This is a genomic window from Embleya sp. NPDC025285, from assembly GCF_055558835.1.
The window spans coordinates 1-22,747 of record NZ_JBVHLU010000077.1 but is presented as its reverse complement, the minus strand read 5'-3'; the positions used below and the strand labels follow the sequence as shown (position 1 = coordinate 22,747).

Below are 22,747 nucleotides of genomic sequence, written 5' to 3'. Positions count from 1 at the left end.
ACCGGGCCCAACGACCGAACAAGCCGATAGTCACACCGAATTCACTATTGGTTGGGACCGCTTATCCGGACCCGCGGTCAGTTTCGTCCCTGGCCCCGATAGAGCTCGAGTTCACCGTCGAGCTCGACGGCGAGGACGGTCGCGTACTCGTCCTGGTCCTTTTCCGCAGGGGCGTTGATCCAGGTGATTCCGGGGACCTCGCCCAGGCCGCCGGTGACGTGGTGGCTCAATTCCGTGCCGGTGCCCACTACGGTCGCCTGCTTGACCCGGGTGCGCAGACCCTTGAGGGCGAGGTGCTCGCGATGGGTGCCGTAGCAGACCAGGTAGACGGTTCGCTGATCGGAGGAGAGGGTGCTGGGCCCGTAGTGGTGCCCGGGCGGCAGACCGGCGCCAGTGCCGTGGACGGCCGCATGGTGGCGGGCGATCCACGCGCCGAGGCCCTCCAGCCGGGCCGACTGCTCGGCGGTGATGCGGCCGTCGGCCATCGGGCCGACGTCGAGCAGCAGGTTGCCTCCCATGCCGATGGTCTCGGTGAAGTAGCGGACGAGCTGACGCACGCTCTTGTGGTCGTTGTCGGCGTGCCGATAGCCCCAGGAGTCGTTGATCGTCAGGCACAGCTCCCAGGGGCCCGTGGGCGCCCGGAGGGGGATGCCCTGTTCGGGGGTGGCGTAGTCGCCCCGGGAGAGCATCCGGGCGTTGAGTATGGTGTCCGGGTTCTCGGCGAGGATCATGTCGGCGAGCACGTCCGTGCGCCACTGCTGCTCGCTGCGCTCCCACTCGCCGTCGAACCAGAGCAGGTCGGGCCGGTAGCGCTGCATCAGTTCGCTGACCTGGCCGTCGCGGTAGGAGAGGTAGCGAACCCAGGCGGCGGGGTCTTCGCGACCGTCGGCGGGCTCGACCAGTGTGTTGCCGGGGATGTACGTGTGATGGGACGGGTCGGGGTGGATCACGCTGGCGTAATCGGGGTGGCTCCAGTCGGAGTGGGAGTAGTACAGGCCGACCTTCAGGTCCTCGCCGCGCAGGGCGTCGACGAATCCCCGGACGAGGTCTCGGCCTGCGGGGGTGCGCTTGGCGACGTTGAGGTCGCCGCACTCGCTGTCCCAGAGGGCGACGCCGTCGTGGTGACGCGCGGTGAGGACGGCGTAGCGCGCACCGGCACGCTTGAACAGCGCGGCCCACGCGTAGGGGTCGTAGCGGGCGGCCGTGAAGCCGTCGAGCTGTGCCAGGTACTGCTCGCGGCTGACGGTTCCGTCGTACATGGCCCAGGATTCCGGGATGCCGTCGACGGCATAGATCCCGTAGTGGACGAAAATGCCGAGCTTGGCATCGGTGAACCAGGGCTGCATGGGCATGGGGTGCTCCTTGAAGAAGGTGTGGGGAGGTGGGAGGGCGTCCGACTCAAGTGGTTGCTGATGTGCACAGTAGAACCAGATAGGTGCTCCTGACGTGGGCCAGGTTCACCAGTTACTGGTAATTTCTCACCATGGTCGAAACTTCGGCGAGGCATATCGCCCACCTGGACTCACCTCCGCGCGTGGCGCAGGTCGGGGTGGGAGTGCACGGGCTGGGGATCGAGCGTGAGGTGTTCCAGCTGCCCGAACTGTGGCAGCTGCACCTGTACCGCTACAGCGCCGAGTTGATCGTCGACGGGGTGGCCCACGAGGTCCGGCCCGGCTGTGCGAGCCTCGTTCCACCCGGCGCGGTGGTGGAGTTCCGGTACCGGGGCCGCTCGGAGCACCTGTACGCGCACTTCGAGCTCGGGACCACCGGTACGCCTCACCGAGTACCAGCCGTGCTGGACTGCGGCGCGGAGGCGCCACATCTGTCGGACGCACTGCTGAGGGCCGTAGCGTGGCACTCGAAGACCCCGTTGCGGGCCGCCGCAGAGGTGTGGACAGTGCTGTGGGCACTGGCGGCCGGCGAGGTGCCACAGGCGGAGGAGCGCCATCCGGCACTGGCTGCGGCGCTGGCCCACATCGAGGTGAACATGGCGAGTCCGCTGACGGTTCCGGCCATCGCCCGGGCCGCGGGGGTCTCGCACAACCAACTCACCCGCCTGTTTCGCGTCGCCTTCGCCGAGACCGTGGTCGCCTATCTACGGCGGCGTCGCCTCCAGGTCGCCGCGCACCTGTTGCGGAACTCGACTCTGGCGATCCCAGCGGTCGCATCGCAGGTGGGAATTCCTGATCTGCAGGCCTTCAACAAGGCCTGCAGACGTGAACTGGGCGCTTCGCCACGCACTGTTCGTGCGGGGCACGACGACGAACACTGACTCGGCGACGCGGCAGGTCGTGGTACGGGCCGACGGGGGCGACTCGTTCCGGGACCACTGACCAGTCCAGGGGATCACCATGACAATGCGTACAGGCCGCACCGAACGCTCCAGCGGGCGGCGCCGCTCCGTGCGCTGCCCGAGCCGGTCACCGACCTCGACGAACCCCAGCGGTTGCGTTTTCGCAGACGGGCCGACTCTCACGGTGCGGTCATTCCGGCAGCGATCCGGTTGTGGTTTCGCGAAATCGCGGTCAGGGCTGGTCTTATGCGAACAGGTACTCCCTGCGTTCGAAGTCGATCGTCCAGGTGAAATGGCGGAGGTACCCCCACGAGATCAGCGCATCCACGCGGATTCCGCCCCAGTCGCCGAAGTCGCGCCAGACGCGATCCGTTACGGGGTAGGCGGTCATTCCCTCTCTCGATGCCGTGCCGATGGCAAGCGTGCCGGGGAGTTCGGCGAACCGGCCGGTCTGCGGCCTGGCCACTCCCCACCGGGCAAGGGTGCGCCGTGGCACGAGCATCGCCACCTGTCCCTGATCGGGGGTGAGCGCCACCAGGCCCGAGTCGACGAACAGGTTGACGCCACTGATCCCATCGACGCGACCACGGGCGATCATCAGGTGATCGCTCCACAGGCCGAACGGTGCCACGTGCTGTGCCGCACCGAGACGGGCCAGATGCCGGGCGCGGGCGATGTTGTCGCCACGGCGGGACAGGACGAGACGCCGATTCGGCGCGTCGACCGTCGTCAGGAAGCGCTCCAGAATGTTGGTGCCGACGATCGGCCCGAGCGGGACGTCGAAGGCCGCGGCCGGCGGAAGTCCCTTTTCATGCACGGCCACGGGCACATTGCGCAGACGGATCGTCCCGATCTCCAGATCGGCCAGTCCGTAGCCGACCCGGTGCCGGCCGAGCGCCGCGAACTCCCGTGCCGAGGCAATCGTGTCGATCCCGTGGGCGGCCGCAAGCTCCCGCGAAAGGTGCACGAATGAGCCGCCGGTGTCGAGGCGGAGTACGGTCGGTCGGTCATTGAGGTGCCCGGCGAAACCGGGCATGAACGGCGTGAGCGGGTCGTCGGTGAACGGGACGTCGACGACGCCGTCGATATCGATTCCGAGGGGCCGCTCAACGGCCAGGCGCAAACGTGCTCCGATCGCGCCGCGTCGCGCAAGGCCCCGTCGTTCCGCCAGCGTCACGGCGCCCGCGATGTCTCCTCGGTGGATGTGCGCGCACAGGATCGGTTCGTTCAGTTCATCGAGACGTTCGTAGCGAGGGGCGATCATCCGATGTGTGTTGATGGCGCCGTCGTAGTTGCCGAGCACGGAGTCGGCGAGAACGAGCACGTGCCGTGCTTCGTCCACGGCATGCCCCGTAGCGAGCAGGTTCGCCGCGAGTTCGCGGGCGAGCGGCAGATCCCCGGCCCGCCAGGCGTCCCAGGCCGGCTGCGCGACGCGGGTGGGCCGGGAACGCATGCCGAGTCGGCGTGTCACCGCCCGTCCGGCGCGCGCCAGTGCCTCGGTTCCTCGTGACACCCGTGTCACCCCCTCTCGTCCTTCGCGGGTGGCAGCCGAATCTCCTGCCGCCCGTCGGCCGTGACGTCCTCCCCGGGGTAGATGGCGAGGACGAGTTGATAGGGCCGACCGTCCTCCTGGTCGGCCGCCGAGAAGCGTTCGCCGAGCCGGACCAGCTCGTCGGCGAACGCGCTCGCGTCGCCGGGAGCGATACGAACGCCGAGTGTCAGGGCCACGATGGGGTCACTCGACTTGTCGGGCAGTCGCGCCAGCGCGGCCGACAACTCACTGCGGGCGAAGGTCAGCGCGATCTTGTGTGGTGCGGTCATGTCGGTCGGAGCGGGCGCGACCGTGAAACGCTCGGCTGACGCCGCGTAGTACTTCTCCAGGTTCCGACCCGTGTCCCGCTTCTCGACGAGGATCACCAAGCCGGCACTTTCCAGGATCCGGATGTGTCGGGTGAGGTTGGCGGGGTGGACGTCGAGCCTTCTGGCGACCTGCGTTGCCGTGGCGGCACCGTCGCGCAGGGCATCGAGGATCGCCATGCGTGTCCGGTGCAGGTACGCCGCAATCTCGGCCTCGGTAGTGAGAACTCGTCTCGTCTTACTAGACATACGACTAACGTTAGCACTAGTGCTAACGATATTGCTTCCCGCTCCGCCTCACCAATGGGGCCTGTGAGAATGGTGGGTGGGGGCAGGCGCAGCCAAGGACGGCTTCAGCTCGGCGTGGCAAGCGGGCCGGCGGCTTCTTGCGCTTGATCGCCGTGTCCTCGGCGAGCCGTCCGGGCCGGCGTTGATCAACCAGGTGGCCCGGCGGGCGGTGAGCGTCCGAGCTTGACTCTGAAGCTCCTACAGATGGTCAAGGAGCCGTCGACACTGCGGGGTCGCTCCTCGAGTCGCAGGTCAGGTAGCGGTAGCCCTCGCGCGCTACGAAGCGCTCGAGGCATCTGAAGATGTCCTTCGTCTCGAGTCGTTCAAGGGTGCGTCGTGCGACGTAGGCGCGGGTGCGTGGGTCGTGGCGCGTGCGGACGCGCACGATGGCGCGCAGTGCGCGGTGGCCTGGCGGTCGCTGCCGCGGTTGAGTCGGTGGCGGTCGGTGCACCGGCATTCTCACGCTCGTCCTCGCCGGCGGCCTCACCACCGCGAACATCGGCCGCCTTCGGATCTTCCATCCGCGTGTGCACCCGCCGGCCATGCTGATCCTCGGCGCGGGCGGCGCGCTGCTGCTGCCCCTCGTACCCGGCCACCCGGACGGCGGCACGGACATCCTCCTCGCCGTCCCGCCCGGCCGGCGCACCCTGGGCCGACTCGACCGGTCGGTCCACCACTTCGCCCGGGTCGACGGGCCGGCAAACGGTCTTGGGCGGCACCAGGACGACGGGCACCTTCGACAACACGCCGAACGCCGTCGACGAAAACGGCGTGGTCGTCATCCGCGACGCCCACACGGACGAACAACTGCCGGCCATGGCCGACAAATCCGCGAGAGTCACAGCGCATTCCTTCAGCCCGGACGGCGGCACCTCGCCGACCCCGCGAACATCAGTACGCGGCGGCGGGCTCGATGCTCGATCAGGTGGTCGCCTGGGGCACGGCCCTGCGATCACTGCGCTTGGGTGACGATCTCAGCCGTGTTCACCGCGCGTTCCGGGTCCGTGCATCGAGTCGTCGCCGGTTCCAGCGGATGCTTTCACGATGGGGTCGGTGCTCGCGAAGACGCCGGCGAGGGCGGCGGTGTGGACCGCGGCCGCAGCGCGGTCCGCGAGCGCGGTGTCGAGTGGCCGGCGCACGACGAGCATCCGGTAGTAGACCGGCGCGCCCAGCGCCGAGATGAGCTCGACGCCGTCGGTCTCGGCGGGCAGTTCACCGCGTGCGATCGCACGCTCGACGATCACCGCGGCGCCGGCGTTGCGGTCGGCGAAGAAGTCGTGCAGGGCGCGTTCCGCCACCGGATCCCGGGTGGCGCCCGCGACGATGGTCTCGATCAGGGTGCGGAATCGGATGTCGTCCCGGTACAACGCCACGATCGACCGCGACAGTGCCCGAAGGTCACCGTTCAATGATCCGGTGTCGGGAAAGGGAAGCTCGTTGAAACTGATCCACGTCAGGAGGTCCACGATCAAGCCTTCGACCGTGCGCCAACGCCGGTAGAGGGTGGCCACGTGCACACCGGAGCGACGCGCCACGTTCTCCATGGTGAGTCCGCCCCGTTCGGGCTCACCGAGTTCCGCCAACACAGCGCTCAGTACCTCCGCGCGGGTTCGCGCCGTGCGTCCACCGGGACGAACGGATCCGGGCGTGTGCGCTGGTTCACTCATGGCTGGCACCGGGCTCCACAACTGTCGGACAGTCGGACTGGCAGTACGCCCGCGGGGGGTACCCGTGTTCGACGGTGGCCATTCCCCGCGCCGGCGATTTCGGGGTGAGAGCCGAGTTGTTCGGGCGAGCGATACGGGACGGACGCGTGCGCGGGGAAGAAACACGTCTCGGACTCCCGTCGAGAGGGCCGACCGTCTCTCATCGGTAGCGCTCCACGGTATGCCTGTGTGGTCGGGGGCCGGGTGTTCCCGCGTTGATCGGGTAGCCCTCGAGCCAGGAAGCCCGAGGCAGGTCGATGGTGAACCATACGGCCTTCCCGTCGGGCAGCGGGTGCCAGCCCCAGGCGGTTGCGATTGCCGCCACGAGCGCGAGGCCGCGGCCCGAGTCCTTGAGTTCGACGAGGTCGGTGGTGTCGGTGGTGTCGGCGGCCCGGGGGTGAGCGTGGCCGTGGTCCTGGACGGCTACGGTGAACACGGATCGTTTCGGGTCGTGCACGAATCGCACGGTGACATGGGCTCCGGGTGCGTGTCGGACCGCGTTTCCGTGGAGTTCGGAAACCAGCAGAACGGCGTCGTCCACCACCTCTGCGGGAGCTCCGATGCCAGTCAGCCGGAGCCGGACGAAGTCGCGGGCGGCGCGGGCGGAGCGAGGATCGGAGGGGACGGTCAGATCCGCCGTCACGTCGCCGTCCGCGTTCTTGGCGCGCGGCGCCTCGGGCGAGCGCTCGGTGGGAGGAGGATCCGCCCGGCGGGTGCTCGGGAAAGCGGACCGGGCCATTGGGCAGGTGATCGAGTGATTCACGGTGGTCTCCGCGGCAGTGGGCTGTCGGATGGCTTCCTACTTGGCCCCCGTCCGGACGCGCCCCGGTCTCTCCGACGACCGACGAGGCGATGCCCTATATGGACACCTTAACGCGATATGTTTCGTATTAGAAGGCTATGACGATCTGGACATTCGAGAGGAGAGGAAGGAGGGGCGCCCGCGCGTGCTCCGAACCGGTCGACGGGCAGGCAGGACGAGGCACCGCATCGTCACCTGGTCATCTGCCGACTTCTTCGCGGCGTACGACGTGACCGGGCCGGTACTCGCCGCCCACGGCGACAAACTCGCCCGCGCCGTCCGGGGTGCGGACGACAGGGTCCTGATCAACCACCCCGTCCGATCCGGCCCGGTGGTGGCCGGCCCTGGTCCAGGGGCCGTGGGTGGTGGCGTCGCTGTCGATCCTGCGTTCCAGCCTGCACTGCCGGGGGCACTGCATTCGTGGATCGTGGTTGCCGCGTTCGCCGGCCTGTCCATGGCGCTGTCCCTCACCCACGCCCCCATGACCGTCCAGGGCGTCGTCGCCGTCCTTCCCGCAGTGGCGACCACGGTCTGTTTGCACCAACTCGTACGCCAGATCACCCTCACCCGACCACGCGGTTCCGGGGATCCGGCTTCGGCCCCGTCGTCGATCTGCGATACCGCGCCACCCGTGTTCCGAGGGTGGTGTCGTGGATTCCCACCTCGCGGGCGACATGGGTGATCGGTCGAGGACCGTCCAACACCGATACCAGGGATGCCGTTCCTTGCGACTGCCGGTCCAACTCGAACCGAAGGGCTGGACGACCTACGAACGGTGGGCGCGGGTGCATGTCGAGGTGCTGGTGCATCCGTGCGGCGTCGGTGGGTCCGGCGAAGGGCGGCTCGTCGATCCGGAGGGGCTCAGGCGCCGGCCCGCAGGACGCGCGACAGGCCGAGCGCCGCGGTGCGGACCGCGGGTGCAAGCTGGGCGGGCCGGAAGCGGGATCGGGGTACGGCGACCGAGAGCGCGGCCACGGCTTCCCCGCCGCTGAACACCGGGGCCGCTATGCAACTCACGCCCAGCGCCGACTCCTGGTCTTCGTAGGCCAGGCCGGACGCCTGGACCTGCTCGATGGCCGTTCGGATCCTGGCCGGCTCGGTGATCGAGTGTGGTGTCAGTCGCGGTAGCGGCGCGGCCAGCACCTCTTCGGTCAACTCGGGGCTGGAGAAGGCCAGCAGTGCCTTGCCGACACCGGTACAGGTCAGGGGCAGGCTGCCACCTATCCGCGACGGCATCAGCGGTGCGCCGTGGCCGTGGATGCGCTCGACGTAGACGACCCCGTGCCCCTCCCGGACGCCCAGGTGCACGGTCTCCCGGGTGGCCTCGAAGAGATCCTGGAGGAACGGCAGCGCTGTCTCCCGCAGGTCACGGCGGCGCGGAACCAGTGAACCCAGCTCGAAGAGCTTTCCGCCGAGCCGGTAGTGCGCCCCCGAACGTTCCAGCCAGCCCAGGGCCGTCAGGTCCGCCGCGAGCCGATGCACCGTCGGCTTGGGCAGGCCGGTCCGGGCCGCCATTTCTGTCAGCCGGAACGGGCCACCGGTGGGCTGGAAGCTTTCGAGTAGATTGACGGCTTTTTGGAGCATGCTCGTCCTGATCTCGTTCCGTGACACGGAACAGACCTTGCCAGGCCGAAGACGCCGCGTCTATACCGAGGGCCCGTGCACAACCCGCACCCCGCGTGACCCAGCGGAAGGACTCGCCATGCCGCCGCCCCCACCGTCCGATCGCCCGCCCGCCCACGATGGCGGCAGCCACTCCGCCGTCGATCGGGCCGCCGCCCTCCTGGCCACGGCCGCCCGCACCGGGGTGCCTTGCCCACCGGTGCGCCACCTGTTCGCGGCCGAGGATGTCGAGGCCGCCTACGCGGTGCAGCGCCTGGGCCTTGTCCGCGGCGAGGACGCCGGCCGCAGGATCGTCGGCCGCAAGATCGGACTGACGTCTGTCTCCGTGCAGCGACAACTCGGCGTCGACCAGCCTGACTTCGGAGCGTTGTTCGCCGATATGGCGGTGCCGGACGGGGGTTGTGTCCCAGCCGGCCGCCTGATGCAGCCGAAGATCGAGGCCGAGGTGGCGCTCGTGCTCGGTGCCGATCTGCCGTATCCGGACTGCACCGTGGCCGAGGTCTTGCGGGCGGTGGACTTCGCGCTGCCCGCGCTGGAAATCGTCGACAGCCGGATTGCCGACTGGGACATCGGCTTTGTCGACACCGTGGCCGACAACGCCTCCTCCGGTCTGTTCGTCCTGGGGGGCGGCGCTGTCCCGATGACAGCCTTCGACCCGCGCGAGGTGCGGATGACGATGACCCGGGACGGCAAGCGGGTGTCCGCCGGAACCGGGGCCGCCTGCCTGGGAAGCCCGCTCAACGCCGCCGCGTGGCTCGCCGACGCGCTGGTGCGCCGAGGCGATCGGTTGCGCGCCGGAGACATCGTCCTTACCGGCGCACTGGGGCCCATGGTGCCTTGCGCGCCGGGCGACCGTTTCGAAGCACACATCCCCCCGCTCGGCACGGTCCGTGTCGAGTTCGGCACGGAAGGAGCAGACCGTTGACGGCACCGTCGACAGACCCGCCGAACGAAGCGCGAGGCGCCGCCGCACCGCCCGCGACGCGCACGAAGGTCGCGGTGATCGGGTCGGGCAATATCGCCACCGACTTGATGATCAAGCTCTTGCGGCTCTCTCCGACTCTGGAGATCGTCGCGATGGCGGGGATCGACCCCGGCTCCGACGGCTTGGCCCGCGCCCGTCGGTTGAAGGTCGCGACCACGCACGACGGCGTCGACGGGTTGGTGGCTCTGGACGAGTTCGCCGGGGTGGAACTCGTCTTCGACGCCACCTCGGCAGGCGCCCATCGCCGTCATGACGAGGTGCTGCGCGGCTTGGGGCGTACCGTGATCGATCTGACCCCGGCGGCGTTGGGCCCCTACGTGGTGCCGCCTGTCAACGGGGACGCGCATCTGGCGGCGCCGAACGTCAACATGGTCACATGCGGGGGGCAGGCCACCATACCCATCGTGGCCGCGGTCGGCGCCGTAACTCCTGTGCACTACGGGGAGATCGTCGCCTCGATCGCCTCGAGATCAGCCGGCCCCGGCACCCGTGCCAACATCGACGAGTTCACCGAGACCACCGCCTCGGCCATCGAGAAGGTGGGCGGCGCGGCGCGGGGCAAGGCGATCATCGTCCTCAATCCGGCCGAACCACCGTTGATCATGCGGGACACGGTGCACTGCCTGGTCGGCGACTGCGATAGGGAGGCGATCGCCGCCTCGGTGGAGGAGATGGCCGGTCGGGTCCGCGCGTACGTGCCCGGCTACCGCCTCAAGCAGCGGGTGCAGTTCGACTCGGTCGCGGCCGACGATCCGCTACGCGGCCTACTGCCGCCCGGCAGCGGGTCCGGAGCGACGAGAGTCTCGGTGTTCCTCGAGGTGGAGGGCGCGGGGCACTACCTGCCGGCCTACGCGGGGAACCTCGACATCATGACGTCGGCAGCGCTGCGCACCGCCGAGCGTATGGCCGCCCATCGGAAGAGTGAGAGGGCCGCACGATGACCGCCACCGCACCGTCCCTGTACGTCCAGGACGTAACCCTGCGCGACGGCATGCACGCCGTCCGCCATCGCTACTCCGTGGGACAAGCGAGTACGATCGCCGCCGCGCTGGATGCGGCGGGGGTCGCCGCGATCGAGATCGCCCACGGCGACGGGCTGGCCGGTTCCAGCATCACCTACGGCGTCGGCGCCCACACCGATTGGGACTGGATCGAAGCCGTCACCGCCGCCGTCCGGTACGCGGTGCCCACCACGTTGCTGCTGCCGGGCATCGGCACTGTGCGGGAGCTGAAACAGGCCCATGCACTGGGCATCCGGTCGGTACGGGTTGCCACGCACTGCACCGAGGCCGACATCGGCGCCCAGCACATCGCCGCCGCCCGTGAACTGGGCATGGACGTAGCCGGTTTCCTGATGATGTCCCACATGGCCGAGCCCCCCGAACTGGCCCGGCAGGCCAAGCTGATGGAGAGCTACGGCGCCAACTGTGTCTACGTGACGGATTCCGGGGGCCGGCTGACCATGGACGGCGTACGGGATCGCGTCCGCGCGTATCGGGACGCCCTCGACCCGGGCACCGAACTGGGCATCCACGCCCACCACAACCTCGCCCTGGGGGTGGCGAACACCGTGGTGGCCGTCGAGAGCGGAGTGACCAGGGTCGACGCTTCACTGGCAGGCCAGGGCGCGGGGGCGGGCAACTGCCCACTGGAGGCGTTTGTCGCGGTGGCCGATCTCATGGGCTGGCATCACGGTTGCGACCTCTTCCCGCTCATGGACGCCGCCGACGATCTCGTCCGCCCTCTCCAGGATCGAGAAGTCCGCGTCGACCGCGAAACCCTCACCCTGGGTTACGCGGGTGTCTACTCCAGTTTCCTGCGCCATGCCGAATCCGCAGCTCGGCGGCACGGGTTGGATACCCGCGCGATCCTCGTCGAAGCCGGTCGCCGCGGCATGGTCGGGGGTCAGGAAGACATGATCACGGACATCGCGCTCGACCTGACGGCGCGAGGCGCCGGGGACCCCGCAACGAGCGCCTCGGCCGTCGCGGAAGATTAGCTGCTATCAATGTATTGATTACAGTCTTTTCATGTTCCATACTCCAACCATCGACGCATCCCGTCGGGTCAGGAGGCACAGGAATGAAGACCTCGTGCAGGCACACCGCGGGCACCTACGGGCCCCTCCGGCCGGCCGTGACGTTAGGCGGCCGCACCCCGGCCCCCATCCGAGACGCGGCCGACTCCCGACCGCGCGGAACCGAAGGAATGCCAAATGGCCGAGTGGACCATCGAGACGGCTGTCGATGAACTGCTGAGCAGGGAGCGGCGGATTCAGGACGGCGGCCGGATCACCGATCAATGGCCGGACCTCGACCTGGACACCGCGTATCGGGTCCAGGACGCGCTTCTGGACCGCAAGACGCGGGCCGGTGAGCGTGTCATCGGGGTGAAGCTGGGCTTGACCTCCCACGCCAAGCAGCAACGCATGGGCATCGACTCGCCGTTGACCGGGTGGCTCACGGACGCCATGTCGCTGCCCGCAGGCCCTCCTGTGGCGCTGGACGGGATGATCCACCCCCGGGTCGAGCCGGAGATCGTGTTCACCATGGGCCGGCGGCTGGCCGGTCCCGGAGTGACGCCGGATCAAGCGCTGGCCGCGGTCGCCACCGTGCACGCCGGGTTCGAGGTCATCGACAGCCGGTACCGCGACTTCAGCTTCGCACTGCCGGACGTGGTGGCGGACAACGCCTCCTCCTGCCGCTTCGTCGTCTCCGGCGAGGCGCTGGCACCCGGCAGACTCGACCTCGCCACCGAACAATGCCGTCTCGACGTGGACGGCGAGACCGTCGCCGTCGCCACCGGCGCCGCCGTCCAAGGCCACCCGGCTGCGGCCCTGGCCCTGGCCGCCAACGGCCTTGCGCGGCGCGGGTTGGCCATCGAAGCGGGCTGGACCGTGCTGACCGGCGGGCTGACCGACGCGGTCGTTCTGACACCCGGCACGCGGATCACCGCGGAATTCGGCACGCTCGGCACCCTGGTGCTTTCCGGGGCCATCTGACGGTTCGTCGAGTCCGCCTCCGCTTTCCCCGACCACCACGGGACCGCCCGACAGCGCGCCCCGTCCGCACCACCCGGCCGCCGACCTGCGGCGCCGATCATCCCACCACGCGCACTGCTGCCCTTCCGATTTGGAATCCGCCCCCTCCCGGATCAGTCGTGGCGTTTCGGCCGGGGCGGCGACAGCGCCCGTTTGCGATCCGCGGGCGGTATTCCAGGGCGCTACCCGAAGCATGAGAAGTAGGGAGTCCGGTATGTCATTCTCACGGCGCAAGAGATCGATCGCAGTCGCGGCCACAGCCGCATTGGCCTTCGCCGCCACGGCCTGCGGGTCAAACGGGGGCGGCGACAAGGGGGCGGGTCCGACCCGGATCAAGCTGGGCGTCATACCCATCATCGATATAGCCCCGGTGCAACTCGGCATAGAGAAAGGTTTCTTCGCCGACCAGAACCTGGAGGTCCGCACCCAGAACTCGCAGGGCGGCGCGGCGATCGTCCCCGGCGTCGTCAGCGGCGACTTCCAGTTCGGCTACTCCAACATCGTCAGCCTGCTGATCGCCAAGAGCAAGGGCGTCCCGGTACGCATGGTGTCCGTGGGCGCCCGGGCCTCCGGCGACGAACTGGACGACGGATCGGGCCAGTTGATGACCAATGACCCGAACATCAAGACCGTCGCGGATCTGGCGGGCAAGAAGATCGCCGTCAACACCCTCCGGGGTATCAACGAGGTCGCCATCCGGTCCACTCTGAAGAAGAACGGTGTCTCGGGCGGCGTGGCGCTGGTCGAGGTGCCCATCCCGAACATGCCGGCCGCACTCCACTCCGGCCAGGTGGACGCCGCCATGCTCGGCGAGCCGTTCACCACGGTCGCGGAGAACCAGGGTGCGCACCCTCTTCCGGTCAACTACGCCAGCATGGGCCACGGGCTGCCGTTCGCGGCCTGGTTCGCCTCCGAGCCCTACGCCGCCAAGAATCCTCAGGTGGTGCAACGCTTCACCACCGCCCTCGAACAGTCTCTGCGATACGCCCAAGCCCATCCGGACGAGGCGCGTGCCGTCCTGAACCGCTACCTCAAACTCGACGACGGCGTCGGAGCCAAGGTGACGCTGCCCGGCTGGGACCCGACGACGAACCGGGACGAAATCGAGACCCTCGCGCGGCTCGCCGTCGATACCGGCTTGATCGACAATCTCAAGCCGCTCGATCAGTTGATGAACAAGTAGCCCACCAAGCCCAGTTCGAGGAGTCGGAGATGGATGTGAAGCTTCAGCCGCGCGGCGGGACCCGGCGGGCGGACGCGCCACCGGCCGCCGCGAAACACCCGCCGGGGACGGATGCTTCGGACGGCCCCGGCCGCGCCTCCGCGATCCACACGTCCCGCGCCCGCGCCTGGGCGCGGACGGTTCCGGACCCGGCGCTCGGGGTGCTCGGCATCGTGTTGCTGGCCGGCATGCTGGAAGCGCTGCCACGCCTGGGCATGGTCTCGGCGGACTACCTGCCGCCCTTCAGCGACATGGCCGCGGCGCTGGCAGACGAAGCCGACGAGCCCTCCTTCTGGCAGGCGGTGCTGGACACGCTCAAAGGCTGGGGGTACGGGCTGGCCATCGCGGTCGGCGCGGGAGTCGTCCTGGGACTGCTCATCGGCAGCATCGAAGTGCTGCGCAAGGCCACCGCGTCGACCATCGAGTTCCTCCGCCCGATCCCCTCGGTCGCACTGGTCCCGTTGGCCGTGCTGGTCTACGGCACCGGTCTGGAATCGAAGCTGCTACTGGTGGTGTACGCCTCGTTCTGGCCGGTGTTGCTCCAGATGCTGCACGGGGTTCAGGACGTCGACCCGGTGGCGAGCGACACGGCCCGCAGCTATCGACTCACGCCGTGGATCCGGCTGCGCCACCTGGTCTGGCCGACCGCACTTCCCTACCTCGTGACGGGCATCCGGCTGGCCGCTTCGGTGGCGCTGGTCCTGGCCATCAGCGCGGAACTTCTCATCGGCAGCCCCGGCCTGGGCAGCGAGATCGCACTCGCACAGTCCAGCAACGCGGTACCCACGATGTACGCCCTGGTCATCGTGACCGGCGCGCTCGGGGTCCTGGTGAACGTACTCGCCCGGGTGCTCGAAAGGCGCGTGCTGTTCTGGCACGCATCCGTGCGGACGGAGGCTGCGACGTGAGGACGCTCAAGAACGGTGTCAAGGGCCTGCTCTACGTACTCGGGCTGCCTGTGGGGTTGTTGGCACTGGCATGGTGGATGGCCGCCCGAAGCGACAGCTTCTACTACCCGACGCTCGACGAAGTCCTGACCGCGTTCGGTGACACGTGGTTCTCCGCACGGATCGTCGACGACGTCCTGCCCAGTCTCGCCAGACTGGCGGTCGGTTACCTCGGGGCGGTACTGCTCGGCGTGAGCCTGGGCGTGCTGCTGGGGTCCCATCGTCGGTCCAGGGCACTGCTCGAACCGGTGCTGGAGTTCTTCCGCGCCATTCCGCCACCGGTGCTCATTCCGGTGCTCATGCTCTTCAGCGGCATCGGCGACACCATGAAGGTTGCCGTGATCATCGCCGGTTCCGTCTGGCCGGTGCTGCTCAACACCATCGAAGGGGTCCGGGCGATCGACGACGTGCTCGTCGACACGGCGCGCTGCTACCGGATCACCGGAGCCGCCCGGCTGCGGCGGTTGGTGCTGCCGGCCGCGAGCCCGCAGATCGTCGTCGGAATGCGGCAGGCGCTGTCCATCTCGCTCATCCTCATGGTGATCAGCGAGATGTTCGCCAGCTCGAACGGAGTCGGCTTCGCGATCGTGCAGTTCCAGCGGAGCTTCGCCATCCCCGAGATGTGGAGCGGAATCCTGCTCCTCGGCCTGCTGGGCTTCGCCCTGTCCCTGCTGTTCCGCCTGTTCGAGTCCCGGGTCCTCGGCTGGTACCACGGGCTCCGCCGTTCCCAAAGGGGAGAGAGATGACCAGCACCGACGCGGCCCCCGCCGCGACCACGGGCCCCACGAGCCCGGTACTGCTCGATGTCCGGAAGGTGCGGAAGACCTACGAGAGCGCCGGGCGGAGCGTGGAGGCGGTGCGTGACCTGACGTTCGGCATCCGCACCGGCGAGCTGGCCTGTATCGTCGGCCCCTCCGGGGCCGGCAAGACGACCCTGCTCAAGTGCGTCGCCGGGCTCCTGGCGCCCTCCGACGGTGAGGTGCGGCTGAGCGGCCGCCCGGTCCACGAGCCACCGAAGGACATGGCCGTGGTCTTCCAGGAGTACGGCCGCAGCCTGTTCCCCTGGATGACGGTTGCACAAAACGTCGCCTTGCCGCTGAAGCAGAAGAAAGTACCGCGTCAGGAACGCGACCGGCTCGTGACGCAGGCTCTGGAGTCGGTCGGGCTCAAGGATGCGCCCGCCGCCTATCCCTGGCAGCTCTCCGGCGGCATGCAACAGCGAGTGGCGATCGCCCGCGCCGTCGCCTACCAACCCGCCGTGTTGCTGATGGACGAGCCGTTCGCCGCCGTGGACGCGCAGACCCGCGCGGAACTCGAGGACCTCACCCTATCGTTGTGGCGCGACCTGGACATGACCGTGCTCTTCGTCACCCACGACATCGACGAGGCGGTGTACCTCGGTCGGCGGGTTCTGGTGCTCTCTGCGTCCCCGACCGTGGTGATGGAGGACATCGCCGTCGATCTGCCCGACGAACGCGAGCAGTTGGCCACGCGCGCGCTACCACGCTTCGCGGAGCTGCGCGCGCACGTCTACGAACAGATCCAGCGCGCCAAGGTGTTCCACACCGCGGCCGCCGCGGCCGGGGATCCGGCATGACCGCGGGGGAGCCGGACGGGACCGGCGTCTTCGTCGACACCATGGCGGAGCTCACCTGGTACGAGGTGGAGCGGGCGGCCCGGGACGGCGCCGTCCTGCTGTGGGCGTTCGGCGTGATCGAACAGCACGGCCCACACCTGCCGACGGGTACGGACGTCTATCTGCCCAGCGCCCGGCTGCGCGCCGTTCGCCGCCTGCTGGCACACCGGGGCATCGAGGCGCTGATCGTGCCGCCCTATTACTGGGGCATCAACGTGGTCTCCGGCAGCTTCCCCGCGTCGTACGGCATCCGGCCGGAGCTGATGCGGGAGGTCATGGCCGACCTGCTCGCCGGGATGGCCAGGGACGGCTTCCGGCGCGTCTTCTGCTTCTCCGGACACGGCGACGCGCTGCACAACCGGACCCTGTACGAGGGTGTGCGGGTCGCCCGTGAACGCTGCGGCATCGACGCCAGCTTCGTGCTCGAGCCCGCGCTGGTCGACCGCCTCGGCCTCGACCCCGGCGACCGGTGTCTGACGGTGCACGGCACCGATCCGGCGGACTCCGAACCGGTCGGGGGAGTGGAGCAGCCGCAGTACGCCGATGTGCACGCCGGGCGCGCGGAGACATCGGTGATGAGGCACCTGCACCCCGACCTCGTCCGCGAGGACGTCCGGGCGGGGCTGGTCGCCACCGACCTGGGGCCTGCCGAACTGGCCGTGTGGCGGCGGGGGTTCGACGATGCCCGGCGCACCACGCCGCTCGGCTACTGCGGTGATCCCGCCGCGGCCGACCCCGACGAGGGCCGGCGAGCCCACGCCGCGTCCGCCGAACTGGCCGCGGACGCCATTCGGACCCGGCTTGGGCTCGGCCGAAACGCGGCCGGCACCGGATCCGCGAGTGACTGAGAGAACACGAAGCGACGCCCAATCAGATATATTCATTATTAGATTTCAAGAGACGGAGCGCAGGAGCGAATGGCGCAGATCAGCATGGCCATAGCCGCCAGTCACACCCCTGGCCTCACCGGATGGTTCGACAAGGCGCCCGAGGCCGACCGACTCGTGGTCAGGCGCGCGTACGACACGATCCACGAAGCGGTCGTCGCCTCACGGACCGACGTGCTGCTCGTGGTCGGCAACGACCACGTGGCCAACGCACGACTGAGCGACTACGCCGACTTCACCGTCGGTCTCGCCGAGCGGCACTCCGGCCCCGACGAGTGGTTCAAGCCCTGGCTGCGCGTCGCGGACTACTCGCTGCCCGGCGCCCCGGCGGTGGCCGGTGCCCTTTTCGAGGCCCTGAAGGACAGCGGCCCCGACATCCGCGCCGAACACGGCAACCTACGGTTCGACGACAATCTCTCCGTCCCCGCGGCGATGGCCGATCTGGCCGGCACCGGCGTGGCGGTGATTCCCATCCTGCAGAACTGCACGGTTCCCCCGGTGCCCGACGAACGCGTCTGCTACGCCTTCGGTCAGGCACTGGGTGAGGCCATTCGCACCACGCTGCCCGCCGGACTCCGAGTCGGGCTGTTCGGTTCCGGCGGTCTGAGCCACGAACCCGGCGGCCCCCGCTACCTGGAGATCGACGAGGAGTTCGACCACTGGTGGCTCGACTTGCTGGAAGACGGGGACCACTCCGAGATCCTGGCCCAAGCGACGTTCGAGCGCATGGAGGAAGCCGGCTCCGGGGGCACCGCCGAACTCCTCTCATGGCTGGTCGTGATGGGCGCCATCGGACCGCGGCCCCTGACTCGTCTGGGCTATGCGGCAGTCGACGAGTGGCGTTGCGGAGTCGGCGCCGTGCAGTGGCTCCTCGGTTGACACCCCGCCGACGACACGAAAGGACGAACCGCTGTGGCGCTTGACCGTTTCAACCCGCTCCTGCGGGCCAACGACCTGGTGCAGGATTTGAAGTGGAACGGCGAACTGCGGGCCCGCTTCGAGTCACACGAGGCCGAGGTGCTGGCCGCCTATCCCCTGACCGACGAGGAACGCACCGCCATTCGCGAACGTGACTACCGCCGGCTGCACGAACTCGGCCTGCACCCCTACCTCCTCGCGCAGCTTGCCCGGCTCGTCCACGGCACCGGCGAGAAGGCCGGCAGTTCCGAGGCCGCCACCATGCTGCTCCGCTCCCTGCTCGGTGACGACTACGAGACCTACATGGCGGAACGCAGTGAGTGATCAGCCCACCGGTGCGGTGATCCCACGACAGACGCCGGTCGTCGACATCCACACCCACGCCATGCCGATGCCCTTCCTCCGCCAACTCGAACGCGAGGGCCTCGCAGACCTGTCCGGCGCCGCGGAACACGTGCTGACCCTGGACCCGGCGCTCTGCGGCTTGCCTCCGGACGCGCGGGTGCCGTTCGCCCCCGAGCAGCACGACATGGCCCGCCGACTGGCGCTGCTCGACACCACCGGCGCGGACCACCACGTGGTCGCCGCCCCGCCGTTCCTCTTTGCTTCCGAGTCCGACGACCCGCGCCTGGTTCTGGACGTCACGCGGCGTTCCAACGATGCCCTCGCCGAATTCGTTGCCGGCTCGGGCGGTCGGCTCTCCGCTCTCGCCACGGTGCCGGTCGGCCTCCCGGGCTCGGCCGACGAACTCGCCCGCTGCCTCGATCGGCTCGGCATGGTCGGTGCCACGATGGGCTCCTTCGGCGGCGGACGAGAACTGGACGACCCGATCAACGAGGAGCTGTGGACGGCGCTGGCCGAGCGCCGCTGCTTCACTCTCCTGCACCCCAGCAGGGTCTCCTCCCGCGACCGGCTCGCCGACTATCACCTGGTGCAGCTGCTCGGCTACCCGGTCGAGACCGCGCTGGCCGCGTCTCGGCTCATCTTCGGCGGCGTACTCGACCGCCACGACCTCGTGCTGTGCCTGGCTCACGGCGGTGGCTGCGCTCCCGCCCTCGGTGCCCGCCTGGACCTCGGATGGCACCGCAAGCCGGTGGCCCGTGTGGTGCGGAACACGCCCACCGACTACCTCCGCCGGCTCCTCTACGACACCGCCGTTTTCGATGTCAGGGCACTGAGCCGACTCGTCGAGGACATGACCGCCTGGAACGTACTACTCGGCACGGACAGCCCCTTCGACCTGGTCGACCGCAGCCCGGTGCAAACGGTGCGGGCCGTCGGGCTCGACGAGGACCAGGAGGCGGCGATCCTCGGCGGCAACGCCGCCGCCCTGCTGCCCGCGCTCGGCCTGACGCCCACCCTCGGCCGACCCATCGACGGTCGGCCGGCTACTCTCGCGAATTCACTCCGACCAGTTGAAGGACACCTGCCATGAGCAGCCAGGACACCACGGTTGAGTTTCGCCAGGCATCGCGCGCCGAAGCGGTGGCCAAGCGGATCGAGACGCGGATCGCGGAGCAGAATCTGCCCAGCGGCTACCGGCTCGGCACCAAGCAGAGCCTTCGTCAGGAATACGACGTGGCGGTCGCCACGCTCAGCGAGTCGATTCGGTTGCTCCTCTCGCGCGGCACCATCTCGGTCCGCCCGGGTGTGAAGGGCGGCATCTTCGTCGCCTCGCCACCCGCTCTTGTTCGCCTCGGCCGCAAGATGCTCGAACTCAGCGGCGACTCGGTCTCCGTCTCGGACTGTCTGGTGGTCCGTGACACGCTGGAGCCCTTGGTCGCCCAGGAGGCGATGCGGCACCGCACTGCCTCCGACGTGGCCGAACTGCGCCGGCTGGCGATGGCGATGGCGACCAAGGGGCTGGACACCGCGGGCTACCTGGCCGCCAACTGGGCGCTACACCGCCGGATCGCCGAGATCACCCCGAACCAGATCCTGCGCCACACCTACATCTCCCTGCTGGAGTTCGTGGAGAGCCGCCTCAAGGGTGTCACCGCCGACGAGCCGACGGAGGTGAACGCACTCGGCCCCGAGGTCCACCGAGAACTGGTCGAGGCCATCGCCGACGGCGACGCCGACCGCCTGACCCGCGTACTGGACGCGCACGCCTGCCTCACCGTCGCCCACCGGGGGACCGCATGACCGCCCCTGGTACCGCATTGCTGGTGATCGACATGCAGAACGACTACTGCCACCCGGAGGGCGTGTTCGCCGCCGCCGGCCTGCGGGTGACCGACCCCGAGGGGCTCGTAGCCGGCATCAATTCCCTGGTCGCGGCGGCGCGTTCGGCCGGCGCGCCGGTCATCTGGGTGCGGATGGAGTGGCAGGACCGCGGCGACGTGGGCCTGCTCGCCGAACGCAGCCCCTTTCTGCGCGAACGCGGGCTGCGGCGTGAAACCTGGGGCGCCGAGCTGATGACGGGGCTGGACCGACGGCCCGAGGACCATGAGGTGGTCAAACCCCGGTTCAGTGCCTTCCATCGCACCGGGCTCGAACAACTGCTGGCCCGGCTCGGTGTCACCACCCTGGTGCTGGCCGGGGTACGCACCGACTTCTGCGTCGAGTCAACCGTCCGGGACGCCTTCTTCCGCGACCTGCGGGCAGTCGTGGCCCGAGACGCGGTTTCCGGGTACTTCGACGACCTGCACGAGAACAGCCTGCGGGTCATGGGCACCGTCTTCGCCGAGGTGGTGCCCGCCCCGACGGCCGCCGAGATCCTGGCAGGCCGCCGACGGCCGGCCTGAACACCACCACGACAGCACAGGCCAAGCACGACTCGAGCGCACGCGTGATCTGAGAGGAAAGCGCCATGCCCCTGGTCGAAGTGACCCTCGTCGAGGGCAGAACCCCCAAGCAGCTGCGCGCCCTGATCGGCGGCATCACGGACGCCGTGGAGCAGACCATCGGCGCACCCCGGTGCAACATCCGCGTCATCCTTCGCGAAGTCCCCGCCACGCACTGGGCGAGCGGTGACGTGACCATCGAAGAAAAGAGGAACGAGCACCATGGACCTGATCCCACACCTCATTGACGGCCGCGAGACCGAGTCACGCGGCGCCGCCCGGTTCGACACGGTGGACCCGTGGACCCAGGAACCCTGGGCCCAGGTCGCGCTCGGCGGCGCGGACGAGGCCGGCGAGGCCGTCGCCGCAGCCCGCCGCGCCTTCGACACGGGGCCGTGGCCGAGAATGGGCTTCGCCGAACGCGGCGCGATCCTGCACCGTCTCGCCGATCTGATCGACGAAAACAGCCATGAGCTGGCGATGGCCGACACCACGGACATGGGCAAGCCCATAACCGACAGCTCCGGCAAGGACGTTCCCCGGTCCGCCATGAACTTCCGCTTCTTCGCCGACCACGCCCGGATGACCGCGGCAGACGCGCTGCCCATGGACAGCGGTCACCACGCCTACTCCCGATTCGAGCCGGCAGGCGTCGTCGCCGCCATCGCGCCATGGAACTTCCCGCTGATGTTGGAGACTTGGAAAATCGCTCCCGCGCTCGCCTGGGGGAACACGGTGGTCCTCAAGCCCGCCGAGGACACCCCGGCCTCCGCCACCATCCTGGCGCGACTCGCCCTGGCGGCCGGCATGCCACCGGGCGTCCTCAACGTCGTGCACGGCTTCGGCCCCGGTTCGGCGGGTGAGGCGCTGACCAACGATCCCCGAGTGGACCGCATCACCTTCACCGGGGAGACCGGCACAGGTCGGGCGATCGCCCGGGCCGCCGCCGCCAATCTCACCCCGGTGAGCCTGGAACTCGGAGGCAAGGGCGCCAACGTGGTCTTCGCCGACGCCAACCTCGATTCCGCCGTCGCCTGGTCGGTCAAGGCCATCTTCGGCAACGCGGGACAGGTCTGCCTCGCGGGGAGCCGCCTTTACGTCCAGCGGGAGATCTACGACGCGTTCCTGGCGCGATTCTGCGCCGCGGCCGAAGCCCTCGTGATCGGCGACCCCAAGGACCCGGCCACCCAACTCGGCCCGCTCGCCTCGCAGGAGCACTACAAGAAGGTCCGCTCTTTCGTGGAAGGCGCGCCCGAAGACGGGGGCACCATCGCGATGGGTGGCCTGGGCGACGGCTGGGTGGTACGTCCCACCGTCATCACCGACGCACCCTCCACGGCGCGGGTCTGCCGGGAGGAAGTGTTCGGGCCGGTGGTTGTGATCACCCCCTTCGACACCGAGGCGGACGCCGTGGCTGCGGCCAACGGCACCCCCTACGGCCTCAACGCCATGCTCTTCACCGAGAACCTGTCCCGGGCCCATCGAGTCGCCGCGGCCCTCAAAGCCGGTACGGTATGGGTCAATTGCTTCTTCGTGCGCGATCTCCGTGCCCCGTTCGGCGGCGTGGGAGACTCCGGTGTCGGACGCGAGGGCGGCAACTTCAGCCGGGAGTTCTTCACCGAGCCGAAGGCGGTCGTGATGGCCGTCGACGGGGCCTGAAACCCCCTACGGACGCCACGCCCCGGGCGGGGGGGGGGGGGGGGGCGCTCGCGGCGGGGGTGGGGGGGGAGGGAGCGCCCCCCTCCTTTCTCCTCTTG

24 protein-coding genes are annotated in these 22,747 nt (G+C 69.2%); 17 read left to right on the top strand and 7 right to left on the bottom strand.

Going from position 1 to position 22,747, the window contains the following annotated elements; translation table 11 throughout:
- Nucleotides 1–77: 77 nt before the first annotated feature.
- Nucleotides 78–1,352 carry an alpha-L-fucosidase gene (locus ACZ4FV_RS37080; protein ID WP_465324948.1) on the bottom strand — a complete coding sequence of 425 codons (1,275 nt, stop codon included), beginning with the start codon at nucleotides 1,350–1,352 and terminating at the stop codon, nucleotides 78–80.
- 131 nt (nucleotides 1,353–1,483) lie between these two features.
- Between ACZ4FV_RS37080 and ACZ4FV_RS37075 the strand changes: the two genes are divergently transcribed.
- Entirely contained in the window at nucleotides 1,484–2,272 is a 789-nt protein-coding gene (locus ACZ4FV_RS37075) for a helix-turn-helix transcriptional regulator (protein ID WP_465324946.1), read from the top strand.
- Nucleotides 2,273–2,537: 265 nt separating this feature from the next.
- Here ACZ4FV_RS37075 and ACZ4FV_RS37070 read toward each other — a convergent pair whose 3' ends face one another.
- From ACZ4FV_RS37070 to ACZ4FV_RS37045, 6 genes are all read right to left on the bottom strand, one after another.
- Nucleotides 2,538–3,806 (bottom strand): retropepsin-like aspartic protease, encoded by a 1,269-nt coding sequence (locus tag ACZ4FV_RS37070; RefSeq protein ID WP_395870846.1) that lies wholly within the window; start codon nucleotides 3,804–3,806, stop codon nucleotides 2,538–2,540.
- Between the two features lie 5 nt (nucleotides 3,807–3,811).
- Nucleotides 3,812–4,399 (bottom strand): ArsR/SmtB family transcription factor, encoded by a 588-nt coding sequence (locus ACZ4FV_RS37065; RefSeq protein ID WP_402238778.1) that lies wholly within the window; start codon nucleotides 4,397–4,399, stop codon nucleotides 3,812–3,814.
- Nucleotides 4,400–4,761: 362 nt separating this feature from the next.
- Nucleotides 4,762–5,220, bottom strand: coding sequence for a hypothetical protein (locus tag ACZ4FV_RS37060; RefSeq protein WP_465324941.1), 459 nt, complete (start codon nucleotides 5,218–5,220; stop codon nucleotides 4,762–4,764).
- 192 nt (nucleotides 5,221–5,412) lie between these two features.
- The gene (locus ACZ4FV_RS37055; RefSeq protein WP_465324938.1) at nucleotides 5,413–6,105 is read right to left on the bottom strand and encodes a TetR-like C-terminal domain-containing protein; all 693 of its coding nucleotides are present in this window, start codon (nucleotides 6,103–6,105) and stop codon (nucleotides 5,413–5,415) included.
- A 199-nt stretch (nucleotides 6,106–6,304) separates the two neighbouring features.
- A complete protein-coding gene (locus tag ACZ4FV_RS37050; RefSeq protein ID WP_465324937.1) occupies nucleotides 6,305–6,883 on the bottom strand; it encodes an ATP-binding protein in 579 nt (192 codons plus the stop codon).
- A gap of 924 nt (nucleotides 6,884–7,807) precedes the next feature.
- The gene (locus ACZ4FV_RS37045; protein ID WP_465324935.1) at nucleotides 7,808–8,530 is read right to left on the bottom strand and encodes an IclR family transcriptional regulator; all 723 of its coding nucleotides are present in this window, start codon (nucleotides 8,528–8,530) and stop codon (nucleotides 7,808–7,810) included.
- A gap of 118 nt (nucleotides 8,531–8,648) precedes the next feature.
- Here ACZ4FV_RS37045 and ACZ4FV_RS37040 point away from each other — a divergent pair, with 118 nt between their 5' ends.
- From ACZ4FV_RS37040 to ACZ4FV_RS36965, 16 genes are all read left to right on the top strand, one after another.
- Nucleotides 8,649–9,494, top strand: a complete 846-nt coding sequence (locus tag ACZ4FV_RS37040; RefSeq protein ID WP_465324998.1) for a 2-keto-4-pentenoate hydratase — start codon at nucleotides 8,649–8,651, stop codon at nucleotides 9,492–9,494.
- Nucleotides 9,491–10,495, top strand: a complete 1,005-nt coding sequence (locus tag ACZ4FV_RS37035) for an acetaldehyde dehydrogenase (acetylating) (protein WP_465324933.1) — start codon at nucleotides 9,491–9,493, stop codon at nucleotides 10,493–10,495. Before ACZ4FV_RS37040 ends, ACZ4FV_RS37035 begins: the two co-directional genes overlap by 4 nt.
- Nucleotides 10,492–11,553 (top strand): 4-hydroxy-2-oxovalerate aldolase, encoded by a 1,062-nt coding sequence (dmpG, locus tag ACZ4FV_RS37030; protein WP_465324931.1) that lies wholly within the window; start codon nucleotides 10,492–10,494, stop codon nucleotides 11,551–11,553. The genes ACZ4FV_RS37035 and dmpG overlap by 4 nt, the downstream gene beginning before the upstream one ends.
- 216 nt (nucleotides 11,554–11,769) lie before the next feature.
- Nucleotides 11,770–12,555: a 2-keto-4-pentenoate hydratase gene (locus ACZ4FV_RS37025; protein WP_395870863.1), complete on the top strand. Its 786-nt coding sequence runs from the start codon at nucleotides 11,770–11,772 to the stop codon at nucleotides 12,553–12,555.
- Nucleotides 12,556–12,808: 253 nt separating this feature from the next.
- A complete protein-coding gene (locus ACZ4FV_RS37020) occupies nucleotides 12,809–13,777 on the top strand; it encodes an ABC transporter substrate-binding protein (RefSeq protein WP_465324929.1) in 969 nt (322 codons plus the stop codon).
- 35 nt (nucleotides 13,778–13,812) lie between these two features.
- Nucleotides 13,813–14,724 carry an ABC transporter permease gene (locus ACZ4FV_RS37015; protein ID WP_465324995.1) on the top strand — a complete coding sequence of 304 codons (912 nt, stop codon included), beginning with the start codon at nucleotides 13,813–13,815 and terminating at the stop codon, nucleotides 14,722–14,724.
- Entirely contained in the window at nucleotides 14,721–15,509 is a 789-nt protein-coding gene (locus ACZ4FV_RS37010) for an ABC transporter permease (RefSeq protein ID WP_465324927.1), read from the top strand. The genes ACZ4FV_RS37015 and ACZ4FV_RS37010 overlap by 4 nt, the downstream gene beginning before the upstream one ends.
- A complete protein-coding gene (locus ACZ4FV_RS37005; protein WP_465324924.1) occupies nucleotides 15,506–16,360 on the top strand; it encodes an ABC transporter ATP-binding protein in 855 nt (284 codons plus the stop codon). The genes ACZ4FV_RS37010 and ACZ4FV_RS37005 overlap by 4 nt, the downstream gene beginning before the upstream one ends.
- Nucleotides 16,357–17,247: a creatininase family protein gene (locus ACZ4FV_RS37000; protein ID WP_465324922.1), complete on the top strand. Its 891-nt coding sequence runs from the start codon at nucleotides 16,357–16,359 to the stop codon at nucleotides 17,245–17,247. The genes ACZ4FV_RS37005 and ACZ4FV_RS37000 overlap by 4 nt, the downstream gene beginning before the upstream one ends.
- A 69-nt stretch (nucleotides 17,248–17,316) precedes the next feature.
- The gene (locus ACZ4FV_RS36995; protein ID WP_395870871.1) at nucleotides 17,317–18,165 is read left to right on the top strand and encodes a DODA-type extradiol aromatic ring-opening family dioxygenase; all 849 of its coding nucleotides are present in this window, start codon (nucleotides 17,317–17,319) and stop codon (nucleotides 18,163–18,165) included.
- Nucleotides 18,166–18,198: 33 nt separating this feature from the next.
- Nucleotides 18,199–18,528: an extradiol ring-cleavage dioxygenase gene (locus tag ACZ4FV_RS36990; RefSeq protein WP_395870873.1), complete on the top strand. Its 330-nt coding sequence runs from the start codon at nucleotides 18,199–18,201 to the stop codon at nucleotides 18,526–18,528.
- Nucleotides 18,521–19,639 (top strand): amidohydrolase family protein, encoded by a 1,119-nt coding sequence (locus ACZ4FV_RS36985; RefSeq protein ID WP_395870875.1) that lies wholly within the window; start codon nucleotides 18,521–18,523, stop codon nucleotides 19,637–19,639. Before ACZ4FV_RS36990 ends, ACZ4FV_RS36985 begins: the two co-directional genes overlap by 8 nt.
- On the top strand, nucleotides 19,636–20,349 hold the full coding sequence (locus ACZ4FV_RS36980; RefSeq protein WP_395870877.1) for a FadR/GntR family transcriptional regulator: 714 nt from the start codon (nucleotides 19,636–19,638) through the stop codon (nucleotides 20,347–20,349). The genes ACZ4FV_RS36985 and ACZ4FV_RS36980 overlap by 4 nt, the downstream gene beginning before the upstream one ends.
- Entirely contained in the window at nucleotides 20,346–20,951 is a 606-nt protein-coding gene (locus tag ACZ4FV_RS36975; protein ID WP_395870879.1) for a cysteine hydrolase family protein, read from the top strand. Before ACZ4FV_RS36980 ends, ACZ4FV_RS36975 begins: the two co-directional genes overlap by 4 nt.
- 65 nt (nucleotides 20,952–21,016) lie before the next feature.
- Nucleotides 21,017–21,238, top strand: a complete 222-nt coding sequence (locus tag ACZ4FV_RS36970; RefSeq protein WP_395870881.1) for a 2-hydroxymuconate tautomerase — start codon at nucleotides 21,017–21,019, stop codon at nucleotides 21,236–21,238.
- Entirely contained in the window at nucleotides 21,213–22,649 is a 1,437-nt protein-coding gene (locus ACZ4FV_RS36965; protein ID WP_395870882.1) for an aldehyde dehydrogenase, read from the top strand. Before ACZ4FV_RS36970 ends, ACZ4FV_RS36965 begins: the two co-directional genes overlap by 26 nt.
- Nucleotides 22,650–22,747: the final 98 nt, after the last annotated feature.

What these genes read in the sequence shown, in the direction of transcription:
- ACZ4FV_RS37080 (WP_465324948.1), bottom strand. Translation starts at nt 1,352, where the DNA reads ATGCCCATGCAGCCCTGGTTCACCGATGCCAAGCTCGGCATTTTCGTC.
- ACZ4FV_RS37075 (WP_465324946.1), top strand. Translation starts at nt 1,484, where the DNA reads ATGGTCGAAACTTCGGCGAGGCATATCGCCCACCTGGACTCACCTCCG.
- ACZ4FV_RS37065 (WP_402238778.1), bottom strand. Translation starts at nt 4,399, where the DNA reads ATGTCTAGTAAGACGAGACGAGTTCTCACTACCGAGGCCGAGATTGCG.
- ACZ4FV_RS37060 (WP_465324941.1), bottom strand. Translation starts at nt 5,220, where the DNA reads ATGACGACCACGCCGTTTTCGTCGACGGCGTTCGGCGTGTTGTCGAAG.
- ACZ4FV_RS37055 (WP_465324938.1), bottom strand. Translation starts at nt 6,105, where the DNA reads ATGAGTGAACCAGCGCACACGCCCGGATCCGTTCGTCCCGGTGGACGC.
- ACZ4FV_RS37050 (WP_465324937.1), bottom strand. Translation starts at nt 6,883, where the DNA reads ATGGCCCGGTCCGCTTTCCCGAGCACCCGCCGGGCGGATCCTCCTCCC.
- ACZ4FV_RS37045 (WP_465324935.1), bottom strand. Translation starts at nt 8,530, where the DNA reads ATGCTCCAAAAAGCCGTCAATCTACTCGAAAGCTTCCAGCCCACCGGT.
- ACZ4FV_RS37040 (WP_465324998.1), top strand. Translation starts at nt 8,649, where the DNA reads ATGCCGCCGCCCCCACCGTCCGATCGCCCGCCCGCCCACGATGGCGGC.
- dmpG (WP_465324931.1), top strand. Translation starts at nt 10,492, where the DNA reads ATGACCGCCACCGCACCGTCCCTGTACGTCCAGGACGTAACCCTGCGC.
- ACZ4FV_RS37025 (WP_395870863.1), top strand. Translation starts at nt 11,770, where the DNA reads ATGGCCGAGTGGACCATCGAGACGGCTGTCGATGAACTGCTGAGCAGG.
- ACZ4FV_RS37020 (WP_465324929.1), top strand. Translation starts at nt 12,809, where the DNA reads ATGTCATTCTCACGGCGCAAGAGATCGATCGCAGTCGCGGCCACAGCC.
- ACZ4FV_RS37005 (WP_465324924.1), top strand. Translation starts at nt 15,506, where the DNA reads ATGACCAGCACCGACGCGGCCCCCGCCGCGACCACGGGCCCCACGAGC.
- ACZ4FV_RS37000 (WP_465324922.1), top strand. Translation starts at nt 16,357, where the DNA reads ATGACCGCGGGGGAGCCGGACGGGACCGGCGTCTTCGTCGACACCATG.
- ACZ4FV_RS36995 (WP_395870871.1), top strand. Translation starts at nt 17,317, where the DNA reads ATGGCGCAGATCAGCATGGCCATAGCCGCCAGTCACACCCCTGGCCTC.
- ACZ4FV_RS36980 (WP_395870877.1), top strand. Translation starts at nt 19,636, where the DNA reads ATGAGCAGCCAGGACACCACGGTTGAGTTTCGCCAGGCATCGCGCGCC.
- ACZ4FV_RS36975 (WP_395870879.1), top strand. Translation starts at nt 20,346, where the DNA reads ATGACCGCCCCTGGTACCGCATTGCTGGTGATCGACATGCAGAACGAC.
- ACZ4FV_RS36970 (WP_395870881.1), top strand. Translation starts at nt 21,017, where the DNA reads ATGCCCCTGGTCGAAGTGACCCTCGTCGAGGGCAGAACCCCCAAGCAG.
- ACZ4FV_RS36965 (WP_395870882.1), top strand. Translation starts at nt 21,213, where the DNA reads ATGGACCTGATCCCACACCTCATTGACGGCCGCGAGACCGAGTCACGC.